Source organism: Lacrimispora sp. (genome assembly GCF_046972725.1).
Classification (GTDB): Bacteria; Bacillota; Clostridia; order Lachnospirales; family Lachnospiraceae; genus Lacrimispora.
This window is the reverse complement of the sequence record NZ_JBKVXF010000002.1, coordinates 652189-672391: the sequence shown is the minus strand read 5'-3', so window position 1 is coordinate 672391 and position 20203 is coordinate 652189. Positions and strand designations below refer to the sequence as shown.

Annotated in this window: 16 protein-coding genes; 1 reads left to right on the top strand and 15 read right to left on the bottom strand. The window is 43.1% G+C overall.

The features are described 5' to 3' along the window. The 9 genes from ACLTWA_RS11440 to ACLTWA_RS11400 form a co-directional block, all read right to left on the bottom strand. On the bottom strand, positions 1–1773 hold the full coding sequence (locus ACLTWA_RS11440; RefSeq protein WP_412327844.1) for an ABC transporter ATP-binding protein: 1773 nt from the start codon (positions 1771–1773) through the stop codon (positions 1–3). Further along, positions 1770–3560 (bottom strand): ABC transporter ATP-binding protein, encoded by a 1791-nt coding sequence (locus ACLTWA_RS11435; protein WP_412328125.1) that lies wholly within the window; start codon positions 3558–3560, stop codon positions 1770–1772. The genes ACLTWA_RS11440 and ACLTWA_RS11435 overlap by 4 nt, the downstream gene beginning before the upstream one ends. 101 nt (positions 3561–3661) lie before the next feature. Beyond that, positions 3662–4279, bottom strand: coding sequence for a TetR/AcrR family transcriptional regulator (locus tag ACLTWA_RS11430; RefSeq protein WP_412327843.1), 618 nt, complete (start codon positions 4277–4279; stop codon positions 3662–3664). 119 nt (positions 4280–4398) lie between these two features. Further along, complete coding sequence (locus tag ACLTWA_RS11425) at positions 4399–5271, bottom strand: cysteine ABC transporter substrate-binding protein (RefSeq protein ID WP_412327842.1); 873 nt, start codon at positions 5269–5271, stop codon at positions 4399–4401. Between the two features lie 21 nt (positions 5272–5292). Continuing rightward, positions 5293–6045: an amino acid ABC transporter ATP-binding protein gene (locus ACLTWA_RS11420; protein ID WP_412327841.1), complete on the bottom strand. Its 753-nt coding sequence runs from the start codon at positions 6043–6045 to the stop codon at positions 5293–5295. A gap of 5 nt (positions 6046–6050) precedes the next feature. Next, a complete protein-coding gene (locus ACLTWA_RS11415) occupies positions 6051–6728 on the bottom strand; it encodes an amino acid ABC transporter permease (RefSeq protein ID WP_412327839.1) in 678 nt (225 codons plus the stop codon). Beyond that, positions 6688–7368 carry an amino acid ABC transporter permease gene (locus ACLTWA_RS11410; protein WP_412327837.1) on the bottom strand — a complete coding sequence of 227 codons (681 nt, stop codon included), beginning with the start codon at positions 7366–7368 and terminating at the stop codon, positions 6688–6690. The genes ACLTWA_RS11415 and ACLTWA_RS11410 overlap by 41 nt, the downstream gene beginning before the upstream one ends. Positions 7369–7807: 439 nt before the next feature. After that, positions 7808–9754: a methyl-accepting chemotaxis protein gene (locus tag ACLTWA_RS11405; protein WP_412327836.1), complete on the bottom strand. Its 1947-nt coding sequence runs from the start codon at positions 9752–9754 to the stop codon at positions 7808–7810. A 380-nt stretch (positions 9755–10134) separates the two neighbouring features. Continuing rightward, positions 10135–12213 (bottom strand): methyl-accepting chemotaxis protein, encoded by a 2079-nt coding sequence (locus tag ACLTWA_RS11400; RefSeq protein ID WP_412327835.1) that lies wholly within the window; start codon positions 12211–12213, stop codon positions 10135–10137. A gap of 362 nt (positions 12214–12575) precedes the next feature. Between ACLTWA_RS11400 and ACLTWA_RS11395 the strand changes: the two genes are divergently transcribed. After that, complete coding sequence (locus ACLTWA_RS11395; RefSeq protein ID WP_412327834.1) at positions 12576–13745, top strand: tyrosine-type recombinase/integrase; 1170 nt, start codon at positions 12576–12578, stop codon at positions 13743–13745. Between the two features lie 532 nt (positions 13746–14277). Here the strand turns inward: ACLTWA_RS11395 and ACLTWA_RS11390 are convergent. From ACLTWA_RS11390 to ACLTWA_RS11365, 6 genes are all read right to left on the bottom strand, one after another. Then, on the bottom strand, positions 14278–15114 hold the full coding sequence (locus ACLTWA_RS11390) for a pirin family protein (RefSeq protein WP_412327832.1): 837 nt from the start codon (positions 15112–15114) through the stop codon (positions 14278–14280). Positions 15115–15143: 29 nt separating this feature from the next. Continuing rightward, positions 15144–15707, bottom strand: coding sequence for an NADPH-dependent FMN reductase (locus ACLTWA_RS11385; protein ID WP_412327831.1), 564 nt, complete (start codon positions 15705–15707; stop codon positions 15144–15146). 152 nt (positions 15708–15859) lie between these two features. After that, positions 15860–16792 (bottom strand): cysteine synthase A, encoded by a 933-nt coding sequence (gene cysK / locus ACLTWA_RS11380; protein WP_412327830.1) that lies wholly within the window; start codon positions 16790–16792, stop codon positions 15860–15862. 491 nt (positions 16793–17283) lie between these two features. Then, on the bottom strand, positions 17284–18078 hold the full coding sequence (locus tag ACLTWA_RS11375) for a CAP domain-containing protein (protein WP_412327829.1): 795 nt from the start codon (positions 18076–18078) through the stop codon (positions 17284–17286). Between the two features lie 422 nt (positions 18079–18500). Further along, positions 18501–18932, bottom strand: coding sequence for an RrF2 family transcriptional regulator (locus ACLTWA_RS11370; RefSeq protein ID WP_412327828.1), 432 nt, complete (start codon positions 18930–18932; stop codon positions 18501–18503). Between the two features lie 78 nt (positions 18933–19010). Further along, positions 19011–20189 (bottom strand): rhodanese-like domain-containing protein, encoded by a 1179-nt coding sequence (locus tag ACLTWA_RS11365; RefSeq protein WP_412327826.1) that lies wholly within the window; start codon positions 20187–20189, stop codon positions 19011–19013. Positions 20190–20203 lie beyond the last annotated feature (14 nt).

The following is a 20203-nucleotide window of genomic DNA, read 5'->3' as shown; positions in this document are numbered from 1 at the left end:
TCAGGACCCTGTTTTTTCAGACACTTCCCGGGATAAGGTCCAGTTCTGGCTTTGCTGCTGCAATTGGGTCATATGGCGGTAAATTCCCCCTCTTTCATAGAGTTCCTCCGGGCTGCCCTGTTCCGCCACGATTCCATCTTTTAATACTACGATTTGGTCTGCATTTGCAACCGTTCTCATCCGGTGGGCAATGATCAGTACGGTCTTATTGCGTACCAGATTGGAAATGGCCCCCTGTACCATAGATTCATTTTCCACATCAAGAGAAGCGGTTGCCTCGTCAAGAAGAATGATCGGTGCATCCTTTAAAAGGGCTCTGGCAATGGACAGACGCTGTCTTTCTCCTCCCGAAAGAACGGAGCCGTTTTCCCCGATCATGGTTTCATATCCTTTTGGCAGGCGGTTAATGAATTCCGTACACTGAGCCGCTTGCGCCGCAGCCATGACTTCCTGGTCCGTAGCGTTCTTTCTGCCGAGACGGATGTTTTCCATAACCGTATGATTAAACAGCACCACATCCTGAAAGACAACAGAGAAATTCTTAAGCAGATTTTCCGGGTCCACAGTGCTTACATCCACACCGCCGATGGTAATCCTGCCCTTATTGATATCCCAGAAACGTGCTGCAAGCCTTGCTGCTGTGCTTTTTCCGCCTCCGGAAGGACCTACCAGTGCCGTAACCTGCCCCTGTCTGGCCTGAAATGATACATCTTTTAAAACGGTCTCTCCCTTGTTATAGGCAAAGCCTACGTGATCAAACACAATATCATACCCCTGATAATCTGCGTCTTCCCTTCCTGTCTGTACCGGCTGTTCTTCAATGGAACGCATCCGTTCCACATGCAGCATGGTGGAAAATACTGCGGACAGATTGCTAAGACTGCCGGTAAGAGGACCATAGATCCGGGTCGCTGCAATCATAAAGATCAAAAATATCATAAAGTCGATCTGCTGCCGGGACAGGAGAATTGCACCGCATAAAACCGTAGTCGCCATCCCGATCTTTAATATCATTTGGGAAGCGGTGACCAGCATTCCGTTCAGTACCTCCAATTTTACGGCAAAGGCTTCGATGCTCACCAGCTTCCGGTTCAGTCCGGAAAGGTATTCTTCCCTCTGGTTATTGGACTTGATGTCCTGAATATTTTCAATGCATTCCTGGATTCTATCTGAGCCCTCCAGTATCTTGCTCTTTTGTTTTCTTTCCAGCTTATCAATCCATGGTCTGGTTCCTGCAGAAAGAAAAAAGGCCGCCGGAACCACCCAAAGCATGGATATTCCCATTCTCCAGTCCATGGCCAGAAGACTTATTCCAATGAGGAACGTAGAAATTACGGCTCCTATAAGCTCCGGGATATAATGGGAAAGCGCAGTCTCCATCCAGGCACAGTCCCCCATGATGGAGGTAGTCAGATCCGCCAGATCCCGTTTTCCGAAAAAGGATAGGGGAATCTTTCGCAGCTTCTCCGCAAGATTGATACGCATATTTGCACTTTCCTTATAAGATGCCAGAAACGTGGCATTGTATTGACGGTACATAAAGAGGAATATAAGGATAAGACAGACAATGGATAATCCCACGTATCCTGCCATTCCCATGTCCGGGCCTGTTCTGCCAAGGAACGGACCAAGCAGCTGTTCCAGAAGCAGAACAAAAAGCCCCACAGGAAAGATATACCCCAAATTGGTAAGGGTACATGCAATCACTGCCTTCCATAAGTCTTTGCCTCCCTGTTGGCTTAAGGCAAACAGTTTCTGTAAATATTTACTCATGATTTTTCACCAACCTTCCAGGAAACCGATGTCTGGTAATCGTTCCACATATTTGCATAGAGGCCCTGCTTTTCCAGTAATTCCTGATGGGTCCCGGCTTCCTCCACCTGCCCCCGGTTCATTACAAGAATCTTATCCGCCTTGCTGACCGTGGATAAGCGGTGGGCGATCATTAAAACGGTTTTGCCCTTTACCAGCTTCTCAAATGCCTTTTGGATCTGGTATTCATTATCCGGATCTGCAAATGCTGTCGCTTCATCAAGGACCACTATAGGCGCATCTTTTAAAATGGCTCTTGCAAGTGCAATTCTCTGGCATTCTCCTCCGGATAAATAAACGCCTTTTGTGCCAACTACCGTATGAAGGCCTTCCGGAAATTTCTGAATGATATCTTCACAGCATGCTGCCTTCACTGCCTGTTCCACTTCCTTTGGGGAAGCCTCTGGCCTGGCCGCCCGGATGTTATCCAAAAGGCTGGCTTTAAATAAATGGCTGTCCTGGAATACAAAACTGACTCTGCGCATCAGTTCCTCTGTTCCAATTTCTCTTACATCTGCACCTCCTATCAGAATGCTTCCCTGATCCACATCATAAAACCGGGAAATCAGACTGGCAGTGGTCGTCTTTCCCCCGCCTGACGGCCCTACCAAAGCATAAGTGGCCCCTTCCGGCAGCTGAAAAGAAACATTATGAACTGCCGGTATTGTATGATTTTCATAAGAGAAGGTTACACCCCTGAATTCTATGGAGCTGCCTTTTGGAACCTTAGGAACCGCCGGCTCTTTTAAAGGCTGCTGCTTCATGATTCCCATGATTCTTGTAAGAGCTTCCTTTGCCTGCAGCGTATTTTCACTGGTAAACATGATTTTATCCATCATGGTCACACAAACAGGGGTAAAGAGAATGTAAAAAATCAGATCCAGCACTACCTTCATGCCGGAAGCTTTCGCCGCTGTCTCTCCGGCCAGAAGAAGTCCGGCTGGCAGCAGAAATGCAAATATTCCATTAATGCTCACGGTATAGGCACACATGGGAATCCTTAAGGACAGCGTGTATTTCACCGCCCAGTCCCGATACCGCAAAATGGATTCATGAAAATTCTTAAAGGAAAAGATGCTCTGCTGGAACGTCTTTACCACCGGTATGCCTCTTACATACTCCACGGCTTCGTTATTCATATCTTCCAGAGCATCTTGATACTGTTTCATGGATTCTTCCATGTTTGGCCCCATCATTCGGGACAGGAAATAAATTCCCACCGCCATTGGCAGAAGACTGATCAGGCCAAATCTCCAGTCAAAGAAAAAAAGAAGAAACAGAACCGCAAAAGGAGTAACAACGGCGCCTGCAAAATCCGGCAGCTGATGGGCCAGATAGGATTCCGTCTGACCGACTCCGTCATCAATGATCCTGCGGATCTTTCCGCTTCCCAGACCCTTAATATACCCCACAGGCAATTTTGTCAAATGATGCAGGGAGACAGTCTTCATATTTCTGGCTGTGCGGAATGCGGATAAGTGGGTGCACAGCAACGCCCCGAAATAAATCAGCATAGAAAGCAGAGAGGTTCCTACTGCCATCCAGCCATAGCGGATCAGTTGTCCTGCCTGATTTACTTCCGGCCACGCTGTAAGCGCAGCCTTTACCGCCAGCCACATAAATATGTATGGCAGCAGCCCAACCACTGCACTGATTCCCGACAGAACACAGCCAAGCCCTGTTAAATACCGGAAGTTTCCAGCAAAGGTCATCAGCGTAACCTTGCCTGTCTCAGGAAGTTCCGTCATTATCTTATTTTTATCATTCACCTTTTTTCCTCCTGTCTTGTGATCAGTCTGCCGCTTTAAAGTTAGCCAAAACTAATCACAAGTGTTAATAATAAGGGGCCTTAAAGCCCCATGATCTTCTTCCAGCCCGCATGCTGGAACCTTCCAAGGACCATAGAATAGGAAATGGCCTTTTCCCTGGGAACGTCATGTGCCACAAACTCCAACAGCTGCCGGAAAAAGGAACGGGAAATGATGTGGATCAATGTGTTGTCAATATCCATCACCTCGTGCCCTAATTCTTTCATGGCATTGATAAAATCCCAGCTTGATCTTTCCTCGATCTCAGCCAGCTGATCCAGGTAGCTGTCACAGTATCCGGCAGCACTCTTTAAAAACAGCAGCTGAAATAATTCAAACCGGTCATAAACATAATTAACCATATCCGGTACGGAATGGTCCGTAATTCCCTCCAGAACCTCTGCCTGCTTCTCCGGGGGCAGACTGGCAAATTCCACATGGACCTGCTTATACATGTCCAAAAGTCCGTCAGCTGCCTCACCGGTCAGTGCATCAAACAACGCTTCTTTGCTGGGAAAATATCCGTATATGGCTCCCGTCGTTACCATCGCCTCCTTTGCAATTCTCCTTAAAGAAGCTCCTTCATAGCCATATTTCATAAATTCCTGCAGCCCTGCCTGTAAAATCGCCTGGCGTGTTCCATTGATCTGAGCGCTCATAACCCGTTTTCTCCTTTTTATAACACCGTTATATAACAGTGTTATTATGATACAAAAAAAGCAGGACGTCAATACGTCCTGCCGGTTATTTTTCTCAATTACCTTATATTTTTACTTTTTTATACCTGACCGCCTTCAACTACCAGGTTTTCCGGATCAATTTCATCACCGTATACCGGTTTTAAAGTCTCTTCAAAATTTTTATGGAAGAACTGTTCTTCCCCAAGAGTTTTGATTTCGCTGTTGATCCACTCCAAAAGCTCTGTATTTCCCTTCTGAACAGCTGCTGCGATAGTATCTGTATTGCCAATGGATTCAATACCTACATGGAAGCCCTTGTTCTGAAGAGCCCATGCGAGCACCTCTGTGTTATCTGTAGAGAAAGCATCCCCTCTGCCATCTGCCAGTGCATCATAAGCCTCCTGATACTCATCAAACTTTAACAGCTTTATCTCCGGATGGTTTTCAGAAAAATAAGTTTCTGCAGTGGTTCCTTTTACAACGATTAAAGTCTTATCTTTTAATTCAGCCACATCCGTGATCAGCTTATCATCAGGAGAAACGACGCCAAGTGCCACTTTCATATAGGGAAGGGCAAAATCCACCTGCTCTTTTCTTTCATCGGTGACTGTAAAGTTGGCAAGGATCACATCTACTTTTGCAGATTTTAAGTATTCCACACGGCTTGCTGCCTCTACATAGACGAATTCCACCTTATCTTCGCTTCCAAATAAGTCTTTTGCCAGGCGCTTTGCAAAGTAAACATCATACCCCTGGATATTACCGTTGGCGTCCACATAACCAAATGGATTCTTGTCACTGAATACACCGATTTTAATGGTTCCGGATTCCTTGATCTCAGACAGGGTCCTTGCTTTCGCAGACCCGCTTTCTGTTCCTCCTGCACTTTCCTTTGCCGGAGCACTGCAGCCTGCAATCAGCCCCGCTGCCATGGTAATTCCTAATAATGCGCCTAATAATTTCTTTTTCATAATGATTTCCTCCTTTTTTATTTAAATCGCTTCATAATGAAACGTATTTAAAAACTGCTTTGCCCGGTCTGTCTTCGGAGCAGCAAAAAACTCCTCCGGCCTGCTCTCTTCCACGACCAGTCCCTGGTCCATGAACAGAACACGGTCTGACACGGCTTTGGCAAACTCCATCTCATGGGTGACGATGACCATGGTCATTCCGTCTTTTGCCAGTTCCAGCACCACCTGTAACACTTCTCTTACCATCTCCGGATCCAGCGCTGCTGTGATCTCATCTAAGAGAAGGATCTCCGGATGCATCATAAGTGCTCTTACAATTGCCACCCTTTGCTTCTGACCGCCGGACAGCTGTCTTGGATAGGAATCCTTTTTATCCAGAAGTCCCACTCGTTCCAGTAACTGTTCAGCCTCTTTTGTCACTTCCTGCCGGTCCCTTTTCTGAACCTTGCAAGGTGCCAGAAGGATATTGCCTAAAATAGTCATATGAGGAAAGAGATCATAGCTCTGGAACACCATACCGATCTTCTGTCTGATCTCATAAGCATCTTTTCTGTCCCGTTCAATGACCTGGTCTTTGAACCGGATGGTGCCGGAGTCTATGGGTTCCAGCATGTTAAGACATCGTAAAAAGGTACTCTTTCCGCAGCCGGAAGGCCCTACGATCACCACCACTTCTCCCTTTTCCAGTGAAAAGTTTAAATCCTTTAAAACAGGATTTCCATTTTCATAGGATTTTTTTAAATGTTCCGTTTTTAGAATTACTTCCTGCTTCATTATAATCAATCCTTTATTTTTTTATCTAGCAGAGCCGCTGCTCTGGAAAATGGAAAACAAATCGCAAAATACAGAATAAAAATAACCCCGTATACCCAAAGGGCTGCATCAGGAACCGTATACCTGGCTGCATCAATGACCTGTTTTCCCACCTTAACTACCTCGATGACACCAATCAGTACCACCAGAGAGGTGGTCTTGATCATTCTAGTCAGCAGATTCATTACCGATGGAAGAAGTCTTCGTACGGTCTGCGGAATGATGATATAACGGTAAACCTGCAGCTTTGTCATTCCTAATCCAAACCCGCTTTGATATTGATGGACCGGAATGGACTGCAGAGCGCTTCTTACCAGATCTCCCATCTCTGCCGCTCCCCAGAAGGTAAATACGATCACAGCCGCTGCGGACCCTGAAAGATTTACATTCAGATGCTTTGCTGCTCCAAAATACACAAGAAACAAAAGCACCAGCTGCGGCATGATCCGGACAATCTCCAGATAAATCCTGCAGATAAAGCGTATGGGCTTTTTGGGACTGGTCATCACCATACCAAGAAGCAACCCCAATACAATGGACAAGGCCATAGAAATTACTGCAATTCGAAGAGATACCCACAAGCCTCCCAAAAGCCGAAGGAAGTTATTTCCCTGGAACAGCACTTGAATTCCCAAATTCTGCATAACGCACCCTCCTTTCTATATAAGAACAAAGTAAGGATATGGGAAGCAATATGATTAAATATGCCGTTACCAGCATAAAAAGAGCCTCATCGGTCTTATAATAGATGCCGATTAAATCCTTTGCCACAAACATCAAATCTGCAAGGGCTACGGCACTGAACACGGAAGTCTCTTTAATGAGGAAGATAATATTGGCACAAAATACAGGTACCGAAGTGGCAACTGCCTGAGGCAGAATGATGTATTGAAATACCTGCCCTCTGGTAAGTCCAAGGCTGAGTCCCGATTCAGACTGAATGGCCGGAACCTGGTCGATTCCTGTTCGGAACGCCTCTGCCATATAACTTCCTCCCAGAAATGCCAGGCCCGTAACAGCACAGCCCTCACTGCTTAAAACAATTCCAAGCTTTGGAAGACCAAAGTATAAAAAGAACAACTGTATCAGTAACGGGGTATTTCTCGATATCTCTATGTAACCGCTTACCACCTGCCGGAGAACCGGCACATGAAAAACCTTGATAAGACTGCACAAAAGCCCAATAACTGCGGAAAGCACAATCCCCAGAAAGGATATGCGGAGCGTGATGCCTGCCGCTTCCACATATAGCGGCACATTCGCGCGTATAAATTCAAAATCCATGACTTTTGTCTCCCTCCCCTTTCTTATGATTCTGATTCATGAATCTCCTTCCTTTCCTACCCTTATTCAAAAAAGGAAGCCGGCATACAAATATACCTGCTTCCTTCCTTTTATTTTCTCTTCTACAAGATAAATTCCGGATTTCAGATATTTGAACGCATACATAAATAAGCTGTATCTCTTCCCAGGAAGCATCTACAGCAGCAACAGCACCTCATGATTTGATTCATGTTCTGCATGCAGCCCGTCTTCATATCCATAATCTCCTTATTCATACCATATATATATGTTTACTATACTGTGACCTTTTCTATTTGTCAATCTTTTTTTATCAGATATCCCATCCGGCAATTTCTGGTATGCTTGCTTTCGCATATTAAGTGTTCACTTTCAAATGTTCATTAGTAACAGATTTCTCATGCCCTTACTGCTATGAGATTCAGACAGATTCTTTCATGCGAAATTCCATTACAAGTTCTTTTAACATCTGCATCTGGTTCAGCAAATCCTCACTGGTAGCCGCACTTTCCTGAGCAGTCGCAGAATTAGACTGTGTAACCATGGAAATTCTCTGCATGCCTTCTTCCAGGTCAGTAACCCTGTCAGACTGGTTCTCCAGAGACTGGGAGATCTTACCAACAAGGCTGTTGATCTTCTGTGTCTGCTCGACGATTGTTTTGAACACGCCTGCTGTCTGTTCCGTATTCTTCTTTCCCTGAGCAACCGAATCTATGGTGCTGTGGATCAAATCTGTGGTCTGCTTGGCTGCATCCGCACTCTTTGAAGCAAGCTGACGGACTTCATCTGCCACGACGGAGAAGCCTTTTCCAGCCTCACCGGCACGTGCCGCTTCTACCGCCGCATTCAAGGCGAGAATGTTGGTTTGAAAAGCGATATCATCAATAATCTTTACGATATTCTGGATCTTCTTGGAAGAGTCATCAATGTTGGTCATTGACTGGAGAAGCCGTTTCATCTCCTCATTGCCCCTCTGAGTCTCTAAAAGAGCCGATTCTGTAATCTCCTTCATGGAAAGGGAATACTCTGCATTATCTTTAATGTAACTGGAAACCATATCCAGAGAATTGGTAAGGTTTTCTGTGGTAGCTGCCTGCTCGGAGGAATTTTCTGCCAGGTTCCTTCCCGTCAGTGCCACCTGCTCAGAGCTGGAACGCACCTGGTCCGTTGATTCTGCTATATGGAGAAGGGTACCGTTAAGAGAAGAAACAATCTTTTCCAAAGCTGCCTGAATAGGTACAAAGTCCCCTTTATACTCCACAGTGCTTTTTGCTGTTAAATCTTTTGAAGCAACTGCACTCAGCACGTTTGAAATATCGGAAATATATGCACGAAATCCCCATATGGTATTTTGCAGCGCCAGAATCAGGCGGGCGCTTTCATCCTTTCCATTTACCGGTTCCAGCTCTTCCTGCAGATCTCCTTCGGCCAGCCGTTCAATCCGCTGTGTCGCAGCAACGATCGGAGCGGTAAGCCTGCGGGCAAAGACACGGGTAATCAGGATAGCGAATAATAAAAGACCAATTCCGGTTACTGCACACATGGCAATGGTAAACCGTACCGTCCTTTCAACCTGAGTCAGGGGAGTGGTGACGGCAACGGTCCAGCCTTCCGGCCCGCTTAAGGGCGTATATCCCACCAGACGGCGCTGCCCATTATAGAAGCTGAAGCCTGTTCCGGTAGCACCACTCATCATCTTCTGAAAGATCTTTGCCGTAGGAGCGTAGGAAGGGTCTTTTTTTGCCAGTTCTATGTAGTTCTTCGGGTTTGCCACATTATCCTCTGTGGGATGAATGACCGTGGTTCCATTTTTATTGATTACAAATGCGTAGCCGCTTTCACCGATCTTAATCTTTGTCAGATCATCGCTGATCGTCTTATAAGGCAATGCACCATATAAGACCTTGCCGGTGTTTCCAATGGGCGCACCGATATAGAGAGCCAGCTTTTTATCTCCGTCCAGAAACGGGTTGGAAATATAGGTAACTCCGTTCTTTGCCTGGTTAAAAAATTCCTGACCGGCAATCTGATCATTCTTATCATTGGCTCCCTGAGCATCTGCAATGGTTATGTAATCAAAGCCTGCTGCCTGGGCTTCTTCCTGCAGCAATGCCTTTTGTTCCGATACGGAAGTCTTTCCATCGGTCAGGAAGTTCTTGGAAGCGGTTATACTCAATTCGTTGCGGTAGATATTAAGGACTGAATCAATGCCCTGCTGATATGCGGCTGCAAGATATAAGGAATTGTTTTTGGATTCTTTCATGGAACTGTTATAGTAAAGAATCGAAGAAATAGTGGTTAAAAATATTACAGTAAAGCCTAACAGCAGTGAAACAAATAGTAACAGCTTATTTTTTAAGTATCTCATGTTCTTATGCCCCCTTATCACTTATCTTTCGAAAAGCATCCCGTCTTTTTATATTCAGGTCACAACTGCCGGACGTGACCTGATGATAATATGCATCTTATGTGCTGCTTTTTAAATCCAATGCACAGAATCGCTTAATTCATACTATCACAAATGATCGTACTATGATTTTCGACATATTTAGCACATTATACCACAACTTCCAAAAACCAGCAACTACCCGTCCTTATTTTTCGACATCCCCATCGACTCCTTTTAAAGGTTCCATAACGGACAAAAAGCCTGTAAATACAAAGGAAACGCCGGTTTTCACAGGGATATCCGGCGTTTCCTTTTGATACATTTATTCAATTTCCTATACAATCTGTATTTACGGCAGATTATGACAGCTTAAACTTACTAACTTCATTCTTTAGCATTTGAGCCTGCGCCGCCAGTTCTTCACTGGAAGCGGAGCTTTCCTCTGCAGTCGCCGCATTGGTCTGAACAACTGCTGAAACCTGTGTCAGCCCCTGATTGACTTCTCCAATGGAAGCTGCCTGTTCCGAGGAAGCCATATCAATCTCATGAATTACATCTACGATAAGCTGTGATTTTACCGCCACATCCTTAAGTGTCAATGCGGTTTCATCTGCCATTTTTTCACCATCTGCTACGGTTACTGCCGAATGTCCGATAAGTTCAGAGGTCTGTTTTGCCGCTTCTGCTGATTTAGCTGCAAGATTTCTTACTTCATCAGCAACCACTGCAAAACCTTTACCTGACTCTCCTGCCCTGGCCGCTTCCACTGCCGCATTTAATGCGAGAATATTAGTCTGAAATGCAATGTCTTCGATTACCTTTGTTATGTTTGAGATCTTTTCAGATGCCGCACTGATTTCATCCATGGCAGCATTAAGTTTATCCATACGCTCATTGCTTTCTTCCAGTCCATTTCCGACCTGACGCACATATTCGGAAGCTTTTTTTACATTTTCCGCATTCTGCTCCGCCTGCTTGGAAATATTGAGGATAGACGCACTTAATTCCTCCACGGTTGCCGCCTGCTCCGTGGAACCTGATGCAAGTGCCTGAGCCGCTGAAGAAACCTGTTCCGCACCTGTGTTTACCTGGTCAGCCGTTGCACGAATGGAAGACAACGTATCATTTAAGGAAGAGGAAATCTGCAGCAATGCTTCTTTAATAGGCCGAAATTCTCCTGCATAATCCTGCTCCAGTTTTATGTTAATATTCCCTTCTGCCATGGTCTGAAGAACTTGAGTGATTTCACGGATATAGCCGATATAACGGTTGAGCTGCACCACTGTCCGGTTCAGGGCAGACGCCAGCTGACCGGTCTCATCGTTCGTATTGACCTTGGCGGAGATATCAAGCCTTCCGTCAGCGATCTGATTGGCCGTTGTGGTAAGTTTCTTAAGCGGTGCTATAATGCTTTTTGCAATCACTATAATCGTAGCCGCCACCAAAAGAACTGCCAAAGCAAACACCAGAGTCATAGCCGCAGTTATCTTATTATATTCCTGGTAAAACTCATTTAAAGGCAGACCAGTCGCTACCATCCAGCCTGTATCTCCAATTCTGCATACATCTCCATGCACATCCGTTCCATTAGAGGTATACTCAATATTTCCTTCTGCGGAAGACAAAAATGCCTGTTTTATATTCTCAGACATATTTAGTTCACTGACATTTTTATTGATCATCTCTCCTACCGGATGATAGATAATCTGACCTTTTTCTGATGCCAGAATATAAAATCCGGTTTCTCCAAGCTGATATGCGCCAATCGTCTGTTTCAGCCCTTCTAAGGAAAAGTCAATACCAACGGCCCCAACCAGCTGTTTGCCGCTGCCGGAATATACAGGAGCCACGATACTTACGATCTGGGATTTTGAGGCAAAATCTTCGTATGGCTCTGTCATAACTACTTTTTGCTCCTCCATGATTTTCTTGTACCATGGACGTTCTGTAACCTTATAAGTATTATCAGATAAAAATCCGTCGGACTGAGCAAGCTGACTGGTGTCAACATCAGCGACCCAGATGGATAAGATAGAACTCTGGTCCGTACCGGCGGTATTGATTAGCGTCTGCAGAATATCAGAAAATTCTTTCCCGTCTGTTATTTTTGTACCTGGTTTTAAATCCGTAAAAAATTGTTGGAACTGAACACTTTTAGACAGCTGGTCCACCCGATTGCGGTACTGGTTAAAGTACCCTTCGATCTCAGCCGCAGCGGCCTCTGATTTTGCCTCCAGCTTCTCTACTGTCATCTGTTCAATATTCACCCGCATCAGATATAACATGACTACTGCGACAACACAATAAGACAGAACCACCGGAACTCCTATAAAAACCAGAATCTTTGCCAATAGACTTTTTAAACCGGCTGATTTTGTTCTTAAATCGGATGAACTGGTTACTACACTACTTTTCCTCTTTTTCTTTCGTTCAGACATGGCCTTTTCTCCTTTGATCATATTCCCTTTTCCATGGAGCTCTTAATTTGGCAGATTAACATTTTTTCATTTTGATTTTACAGAATGAACGCTTACGGAGATGTTAATTTTATTTACCGGCTCCGGGAGACGCAGTATACTTGATACTGTGTTTCTCAATTTTTGCATATTACATCTAATTTTATTATACAATATCTGTCATAATTTGTCAAATTACTGCAATAAATGGAAATAAATAAATGAAACAACAAATTATGTGATATTTAAACAAAAGATACGTTGTATGAACCGTGTTTATTTGCTGATTCGCCGTCAAAGGAAACGTCATGGATATTTAGTGCATCAAAGAAAGGAGATTTGAAGTGGCAAGAAGAGGAGAGAATATATACAAGCGAAAAGATGGACGTTGGGAAGGGCGAAGCCTAAAGCAAGATGGGAAATATCATTATTTTTACGCAAAAACTTATAGGGAAGTAAAAGAAAAAATGAAAGAATATAAAGAAGACAGTCTTGAAAATATAACAAAGTCTGCGGTTGACAAGGAGCTTGCCTCAGATCAATTTATAACCTGGCTCAATGGAGAAGTCTTTGCCCGTGTAAAACCGTCTACCTATGAAAGCTATTACCAGTGTGTTTATAAACACATACTTCCATTTTTTCAAAGAAAAGAAAACCTTGTCATAAGGGAAGACTCTGTTTCCGGCTTTGTTAAATATATAAGAGAAGACGGTACCATTGCGGAAACCTCCAAAAAAAAGATATTTTCAATATTTAAAATTGCAATCAAAGAGATATTTAAAAACTCTTCTGAACTAAATATGTTGTTGGAGCTTGTAAAACTTCCCCCGACAGAATGCAGTGAAGTGCAGATATTTGGTATAAAGGAGCAGCAAAAGATAGAGGATGCCGCAGGTAAAATAAACGATATATTAGCGATTGGCATAATTATATGTTTTTATACCGGAATAAGATTAGGAGAACTTTGCGCACTGAAATGGTGTGATATAGATTTTGAATCAGGGACAATGACAATTATGAGGACAGTATCCAGAATCAGAACATTTGACGTTGAAGGAAATAAAACAGAATTACATATAGGTACGCCGAAAAGCCGTAAATCTATAAGAAAGATTCCGCTTCCGGAATTTTTAATAAAGCTTGTGGAAAAATACAAATCAAAGGAAAATAATAACTGTTTTATATTTACAGGGACCGAAGAACCTTTAAATCCAAGAAGGATTCAAAAGCTTTTTAAAAAGATTCTAAAAGACTGCCAGATACCGGATCGGAAATTTCATGCAATAAGACACACGTTTGCCACCAGAGCGCTGGAACTTGGGGTAGATATTAAAACGGTCAGCGAATTACTGGGGCACTCCGGGGTTTCTATCACCTTAAATGTATATGCACACTCTCTTATGGAGCATAAGAAAGCAGCAATAAATAAGTTTAATGATCTCTATGTGATGAATTCAGGAAAAAAATCATACGCCGTCAGTTCTGCCGTCTTTTCTTTGGAAAGTGTTTATTAATATAGGCTTAAAACTGAGAAACACAGTATCAAGTATACTGCGTTCCTTTTTTGCATATTTTTATTACAAACCTGTGCATAAGTTATAAATTTATAATATATATAAGATGCGTATTTAGTACTTATGATCTTGAAACGAAGAAAAAAGAAAATTGATTTTTTTAGAATTTGCTGTCCATTTGCAAGGTCATCGGATAAGATTCTTTAAACAATGCCAGCAATATGATATAACATCTATTTGGTTACGTCAATATTTCGCACTTATTATTTTAATGTAACCAAGATATTATAAAGAATAAAAATAGTAATATAAAAAGAAATGAAATATTTTACAATGCCCGTTTATATCTCCTTACGTAATAAAAAATTCACTGGAAGCCAAGCCTTCTTTCGCGGGCAATTTCCATGGCTACAGATAAATTCATGGCTGCCAGGAACAACCAAAAGAACAAAGTAATCCCGCAGTCTCTTAATATACTGCGGGATTTACATCAGGTAAATATGAACAGTCAGCCTGTCATGAATAAGGCTGATTATCTGTATTTAATGAATGTACCTCTGCGAAGTTCGTCAAATGCCAGGGACAACTCTTGCTGGGTATTCATTGCTATGGGGCCGCCCCACGCAATGGGTTCGTGCAAAGGCTTTCCCGAAAAGAAAATAAACCGGAGATCTCTCTTAGGTGAAGCAGTAACGGTAACAGAATCCCCCTGACCAAACAAAACAGCAGTCTTTTCCGGTATATTCTGGTTGTCTGTCATTCCTTCTCCCTCGATCAGAAAGATATATACTGTTTCATCCGATTTCGTTGGAATGGTAATTTCTTCTCCCGCCGGAAGCTCTACATCATAGATGCTGGCCGGAATATGCTTTGGTGTGACACCTTTTGCATCCTTAAAACTTCCGGATAAAACACCGACTGAGCCATTGCCGCTTTTGATTCTCGGAATCATATCATTCGTTATGGCAAGATATTCTGGTTCAGTCATCTTCTCTTCCCTCGGAAGATTCAACCATAGCTGAAAGCCCAGCATCTTTTTTGACGCTTTTGGCATTTCCTCATGAAGAATTCCGCTGCCGGCTGTCATCCACTGGCATTCTCCGGAAGAAATAGTGCCTTTATTACCCAGACTGTCTTCATGGTCAATCTGACCTGAGATCAGATAAGTAACGGTTTCTATCCCCCTGTGCGGATGCATCGGGAACCCTGCCACGTAATCTGCCGGGTCCGTGGAATCAAAGGAATCCATCATTAAGAATGGATCAAAATCCTTCACATCATTAGAGCCAAGTACACGTACCAGCCGGACACCTGCACCGTCAACGGCTCTCTGCCCCCGGATTTGCTTTGCAATTTTTCGTTCACTCATTTTAAACGCTCCTTATGAATTCCAGTCCCTTAGGAAGCAGAAACCTGATTCACCCACTGGGAGAAAGCCTCCAGATAGTCTTTTAAATGTCCAAGAGTACGTTCTGCCGTCAGTTCTCCTTTTTCGTTCAAAGATTCCGCAACATTGCTGATATATGCTTCCGGCTGCTGCAGCATAAGGACATTTAAAAAGACCATAGGCTGTCTTAAATGATGATTGGCACCGAATCCTCCCAGGCTTCCTGGTGATACACTGATAATGCCGCCTGCTTTTCCATCCCAGGCATTGCTTCCATATGGTCTGGAGCCAATGTCAATCGCATTTTTAATAACTGCAGGTATGGAACGGTTATATTCGGGAGTGATAAAGATAAATCCGTCAAGTTCTTTGATTTCGTTACGGAATCTAGTCCAGGACTCCGGAGTGTTTCCATCGTCATCAAAATCCTGATTAAACATGGGTAAATCACCAATTTCAATAAAACGCAGGGAAAGATTTTCAGGAGCCAGGGAAGTTAAAGCGTTGGCCACTGCACGGCAAAAGGAATTCCTTCTAAGACTACCTACGATAATACCAATTTGTTTTGTACTCATAACAGCATCTCCCATCTTATTTATATTATTATCCAAACCGCAAAGCCGTCTGGTATTCCTTTCTCAAACTTCCAAAAGGAGTTAAAACCATTATAGATTTACAATAAAACCATTGTCAAGTATCCTATTTGATCGTGGTCTGTCAAAACCGGTCATTCGGCAAACAAACTGGTAGATAAATACCGGTCTCCGGTATCCGGTAAAAGGACCACAATGGTCTTTCCTTCATTCTCCGTCCGTTTGGCCAGTTCGATGGCTGCCCATACTGCTGCACCGGAAGAAATTCCAACCAGGATTCCTTCCAGTTTACCAATTGTCTTACCAATATCAAAAGCATCCCCATCGAGAACCGGAATTATTTCATCGTAAATTTCTGTGTTTAACACATTGGGTACAAACCCGGCTCCGAGTCCCTGAATCTTATGGGGCCCTGCAGTCCCTTTGGATAATACCGGAGACGCAGCCGGCTCCACCGCTACGATTTTTATATCCGGCTTCCTGGATTTTAGATATTCTCCAACTCCGGTCACGGTACCGCCAGTTCCTACACCGGCAACAAACACATCTACTTCTCCATCCGTATCTTCGTAAATCTCCGGTCCTGTAGTTTCCCGGTGGACTTTTGGATTTGAAGTGTTATTAAACTGACTTGGAATAAAGCTGTTGGGGATTTCTTTTGATAATTCCTCTGCCTTTGCAATGGCACCTTTCATCCCTTTTGACCCTTCCGTGAGCACCAGCTCTGCGCCGTAAGCTTTCATAAGGGTACGCCGTTCCAAAGACATGGTTTCCGGCATCACGATCATAACGCGATACCCTCTGGCTGCTGCAACAGAAGAGAGTCCAATCCCAGTATTCCCGGAAGTGGGCTCAATAATTACAGAATCCGGTTTTAAAATCCCCGCTGCCTCCGCATCATCGATCATAGCTTTTGCAATCCGGTCTTTTACGGAACCTGCCGGATTAAAATATTCAAGTTTTCCCAGAATTCTGGCCTTTAAGCCCAATGCTCTTTCTATATTTGATAATTCAAGAAGGGGTGTCCTTCCAATAAGCTGGTCTGCTGAAGTATAAATATTCGCCATATGTTCATCTCCTTTTTTTACCTGCATTCGATATTGCATGTGGTATTTTAATATTACTTTGCAAAACATACTTTGTCAACGGGTTTATATGTGCATTTAGCAATCGTCCCCTGATACCAACGGTTCACTGTCAACATCTTATGCGGTTAGATGTTATTTTTTCTCATAAAAAAGGCTTAATGCGAAAATAAATCATTTCTCCCCCGCAGGGGGCCGGATGATAAAAAAAGTCATTTTGTTTTTCTCCCTTTATTTGATGCCGTGCAGATCATGTATCAGCGCTGCCGCTTATATGGCCTTATATTATTTCATACAGGCAAGTATTGATTTCCCGCGTTCTTAAAAGTCTCGGTTTATATATATGGAAAACAGCGGCAATCATTTAACAACATCACAATAATTGTTGTCAAATGGTTGCCGCCGTTTATGTATTATGGTTTTGTTTATTTATAACGATCTGCTTTCCTGCTATCTACAGGATATTGACGGAATTAATAGGTAAATAACTGTACCCAGTACTGTGTTCCGCTTCCATTCTGTGTGTTACCTACTCCGATATGGGTGAAGCTCTTGTTCATGATGTTTGCACGATGTCCTGCGCTGTTCATCCATGCAGTTACCACCTCTTCCGGAGTTCTCTGTCCCCAGGCAATGTTCTCACCTGCTCCGCGGTAATTCACACCCTGCTCTTTTAATGCGCTTGAGAATGAACTTCCGTTTGGACGGGTATGGTCAAATTTTGACTGGATTTCATTGGCTCTAACAGTTGCAGCTTTCTCAACGCTTGGGTCAATGGTAAGAGGAGCAAGTCCTTCTTTGGCTCTTTCCGTATTCACCAGATCTACTACCTGCTGGGTATAGGTCTTATTGGAGGTATTATCGCTGCCATTGTTGCCGTTATTGTTGCTTCCACCATTATTGTTGTTATTGTTACCGCTGTTGCCGTTATTGTTGTTACCGTTGTTGCCGTTATTGTTATTGCCGTTATTGTTGCCATTATTGCCATTGTTATTATTGCCGTTATTATTATTGCCGTTATTTCCCTGGCCCTGGTTTCTGCAATTATTTAAATATTCATTGATATCGTTAATGTTTGTATAATATCCATTAATTCCCAACTGCTGCAGTTTTGCTTTTAAATCATCGGAATTGCAATACCCATTGATAGATACCACATTTCTTCCACCAAAAGACGGGATGTTACACCTTACCGCTGCGTTTGCTGTTAATGGGATCATACTTGTTAAAGTCAGTGTCATCAATCCAAGTGCTGTTAATTTTCTCAATTCATTTGCCTCCTTTGAATTATTACGTTTGTTTTACATTTGTGTTTCATTTGTGTTACATTCATATGATAGCACTCTTATTACCATTTTACCAGTGGAAAGAAATGGAATTTTCCTGTTAAGTAAAATTCTGTTATATTTTTGGAAAAAACAAGCACTGATTCAGGGTTTTAGCAATTATCTGGCTGATATATCCATATAACAAAGAATTTATTACAACTATACCACCTTATACCAGGAGTTGGGCATCCAGTTTCTTACATTCCTGCAAATAAAATCAAAAGAATGCAGATTTTAATGCCAAGTGGAAAATGGTAAAAGAAGCAAATCAAACAGAATAATCATTAAATGGGAGAATCCAACATGCAGACAGGGCCGGATGAGTGTCATCCGGCCCTGAATTGCATTTCAAGTTCAAATTTTTATATGATGTAATTGTCAGCATAATCACTTTTCCGTACCAGATCCGCAATGGTGATCCCGTCAAAGTAATCATTGATCAGTTTGTTCAAGCCTTCCCACATCTCAAGCGTCTGGCAATGGGAGGCCCGATTGCAGCTATTGTTCTCCCCTTCCATGCAGGAAACAGGAGCAAGAGAACCTTCTGTAAGCCTTAAGATGCTGCCTACCGTATAAAATTCCGGATCTTTGGCCAGCTTATATCCGCCTCCTTTTCCTCTTAAGGAAATAAGAAGGCCGTTCTTGCTGAGAATAGATACAATGGATTCCAGATACTTCTCGGATATCTCCTGTCTTTCTGCAATATCCATGAGCGTAATAAATTCTCCATTGTTATGTTCTGCAAGATCTATCATAAGTCTGATCGCATAGCGGCCTTTGGTTGAAATTTTCATAAGACATAACCTCCATATTCATAATTTACCACAAGGTTAGTATGTATTTCAAGTGCGACTTTCAAGAAATGACTAAAATCACTGATTCAGATCATATTCATCAAGAAAATGATGGACTGTTCCATTTTTCTTATATGCGATTATGGTATTCAAGTTCACGTTTTCCACACTTTTAAATATATTTCCCTCAATATAAGGATTGACCTCTTTCAGCTGTTTAATCAGATTTTTTATCTCAACCCTCTTAGAGCCGGTGCTTCCGTCTGTCCGGCAGGTCGTGCAGGTATCCGTAAAATGACATGCGCACTGAATAAAATGCAGACCATTATAGTCTCTCCAGCTTTTAATGTCATCCTCCCGGATCAAATACATGGGACGAATCAATTCCATCCCTTCAAAATTGGTGCTGTGAAGCTTAGGCATCATGGTCTGAACCTGTCCTCCATACATCATGCCCATGAGTATGGTTTCAATCACATCATCATAGTGATGGCCCAGTGCAATCTTATTGCAGCCAAGTTCCTTTGCTTTGCTGTATAAGTATCCCCTTCTCATTCTGGCACACAAATAGCACGGGGACTTCTCCACATCATAAACTGCATCAAAAATCCGGGTTTCAAATACGGTAACAGGAATTTGAAGCAGTCTGGCATTGTTTTCAATCACCTGACGGTTCATCTCATTATAGCCAGGGTCCATCACAAGGAAAACAAGCTCAAAAGGAAACTTGTTATGCCGCCTCAATTCCTGAAACAGCTTGGCCATAAGCATAGAATCTTTCCCTCCGGAAATGCAGACCGCGATTTTATCGTTTTCCTTTACCAGTTCATACTCATTAATGGCCTTTGCAAATTTGCTGAAAATATTTTTATGGAATTTTTTACGCAGGCTTCTTTCAATGTCATCGATGCGGGTATCCTGGTCCGTTTCCTTTTCGATTTCCATGGAACGGATCAGCCATTGTCCATAGCCGCCCTCCAGACTGTATGCTTCGTAACCTTTTTCCGTAAGATATGCTGCCGCATCTACGCTGATAATTCCTTTTAAACAATAGAGAATTATTTTTTTACCGGCCGGAGGAATATAATCCCCTTCAAGGATGCGGTTCATCTCAACATGGATAGCACCTGGTATAAAACCATGATTGTATGCGGTCTGATCCCTGACATCAATGAGCACGCACTCTTTTTCATCTAATTGTTTCAACTGGTCCAGGGACAGAAACAGATCCTGAACCTCCGTGCTCTTATCAAGCATGTGATTTCCTCCTC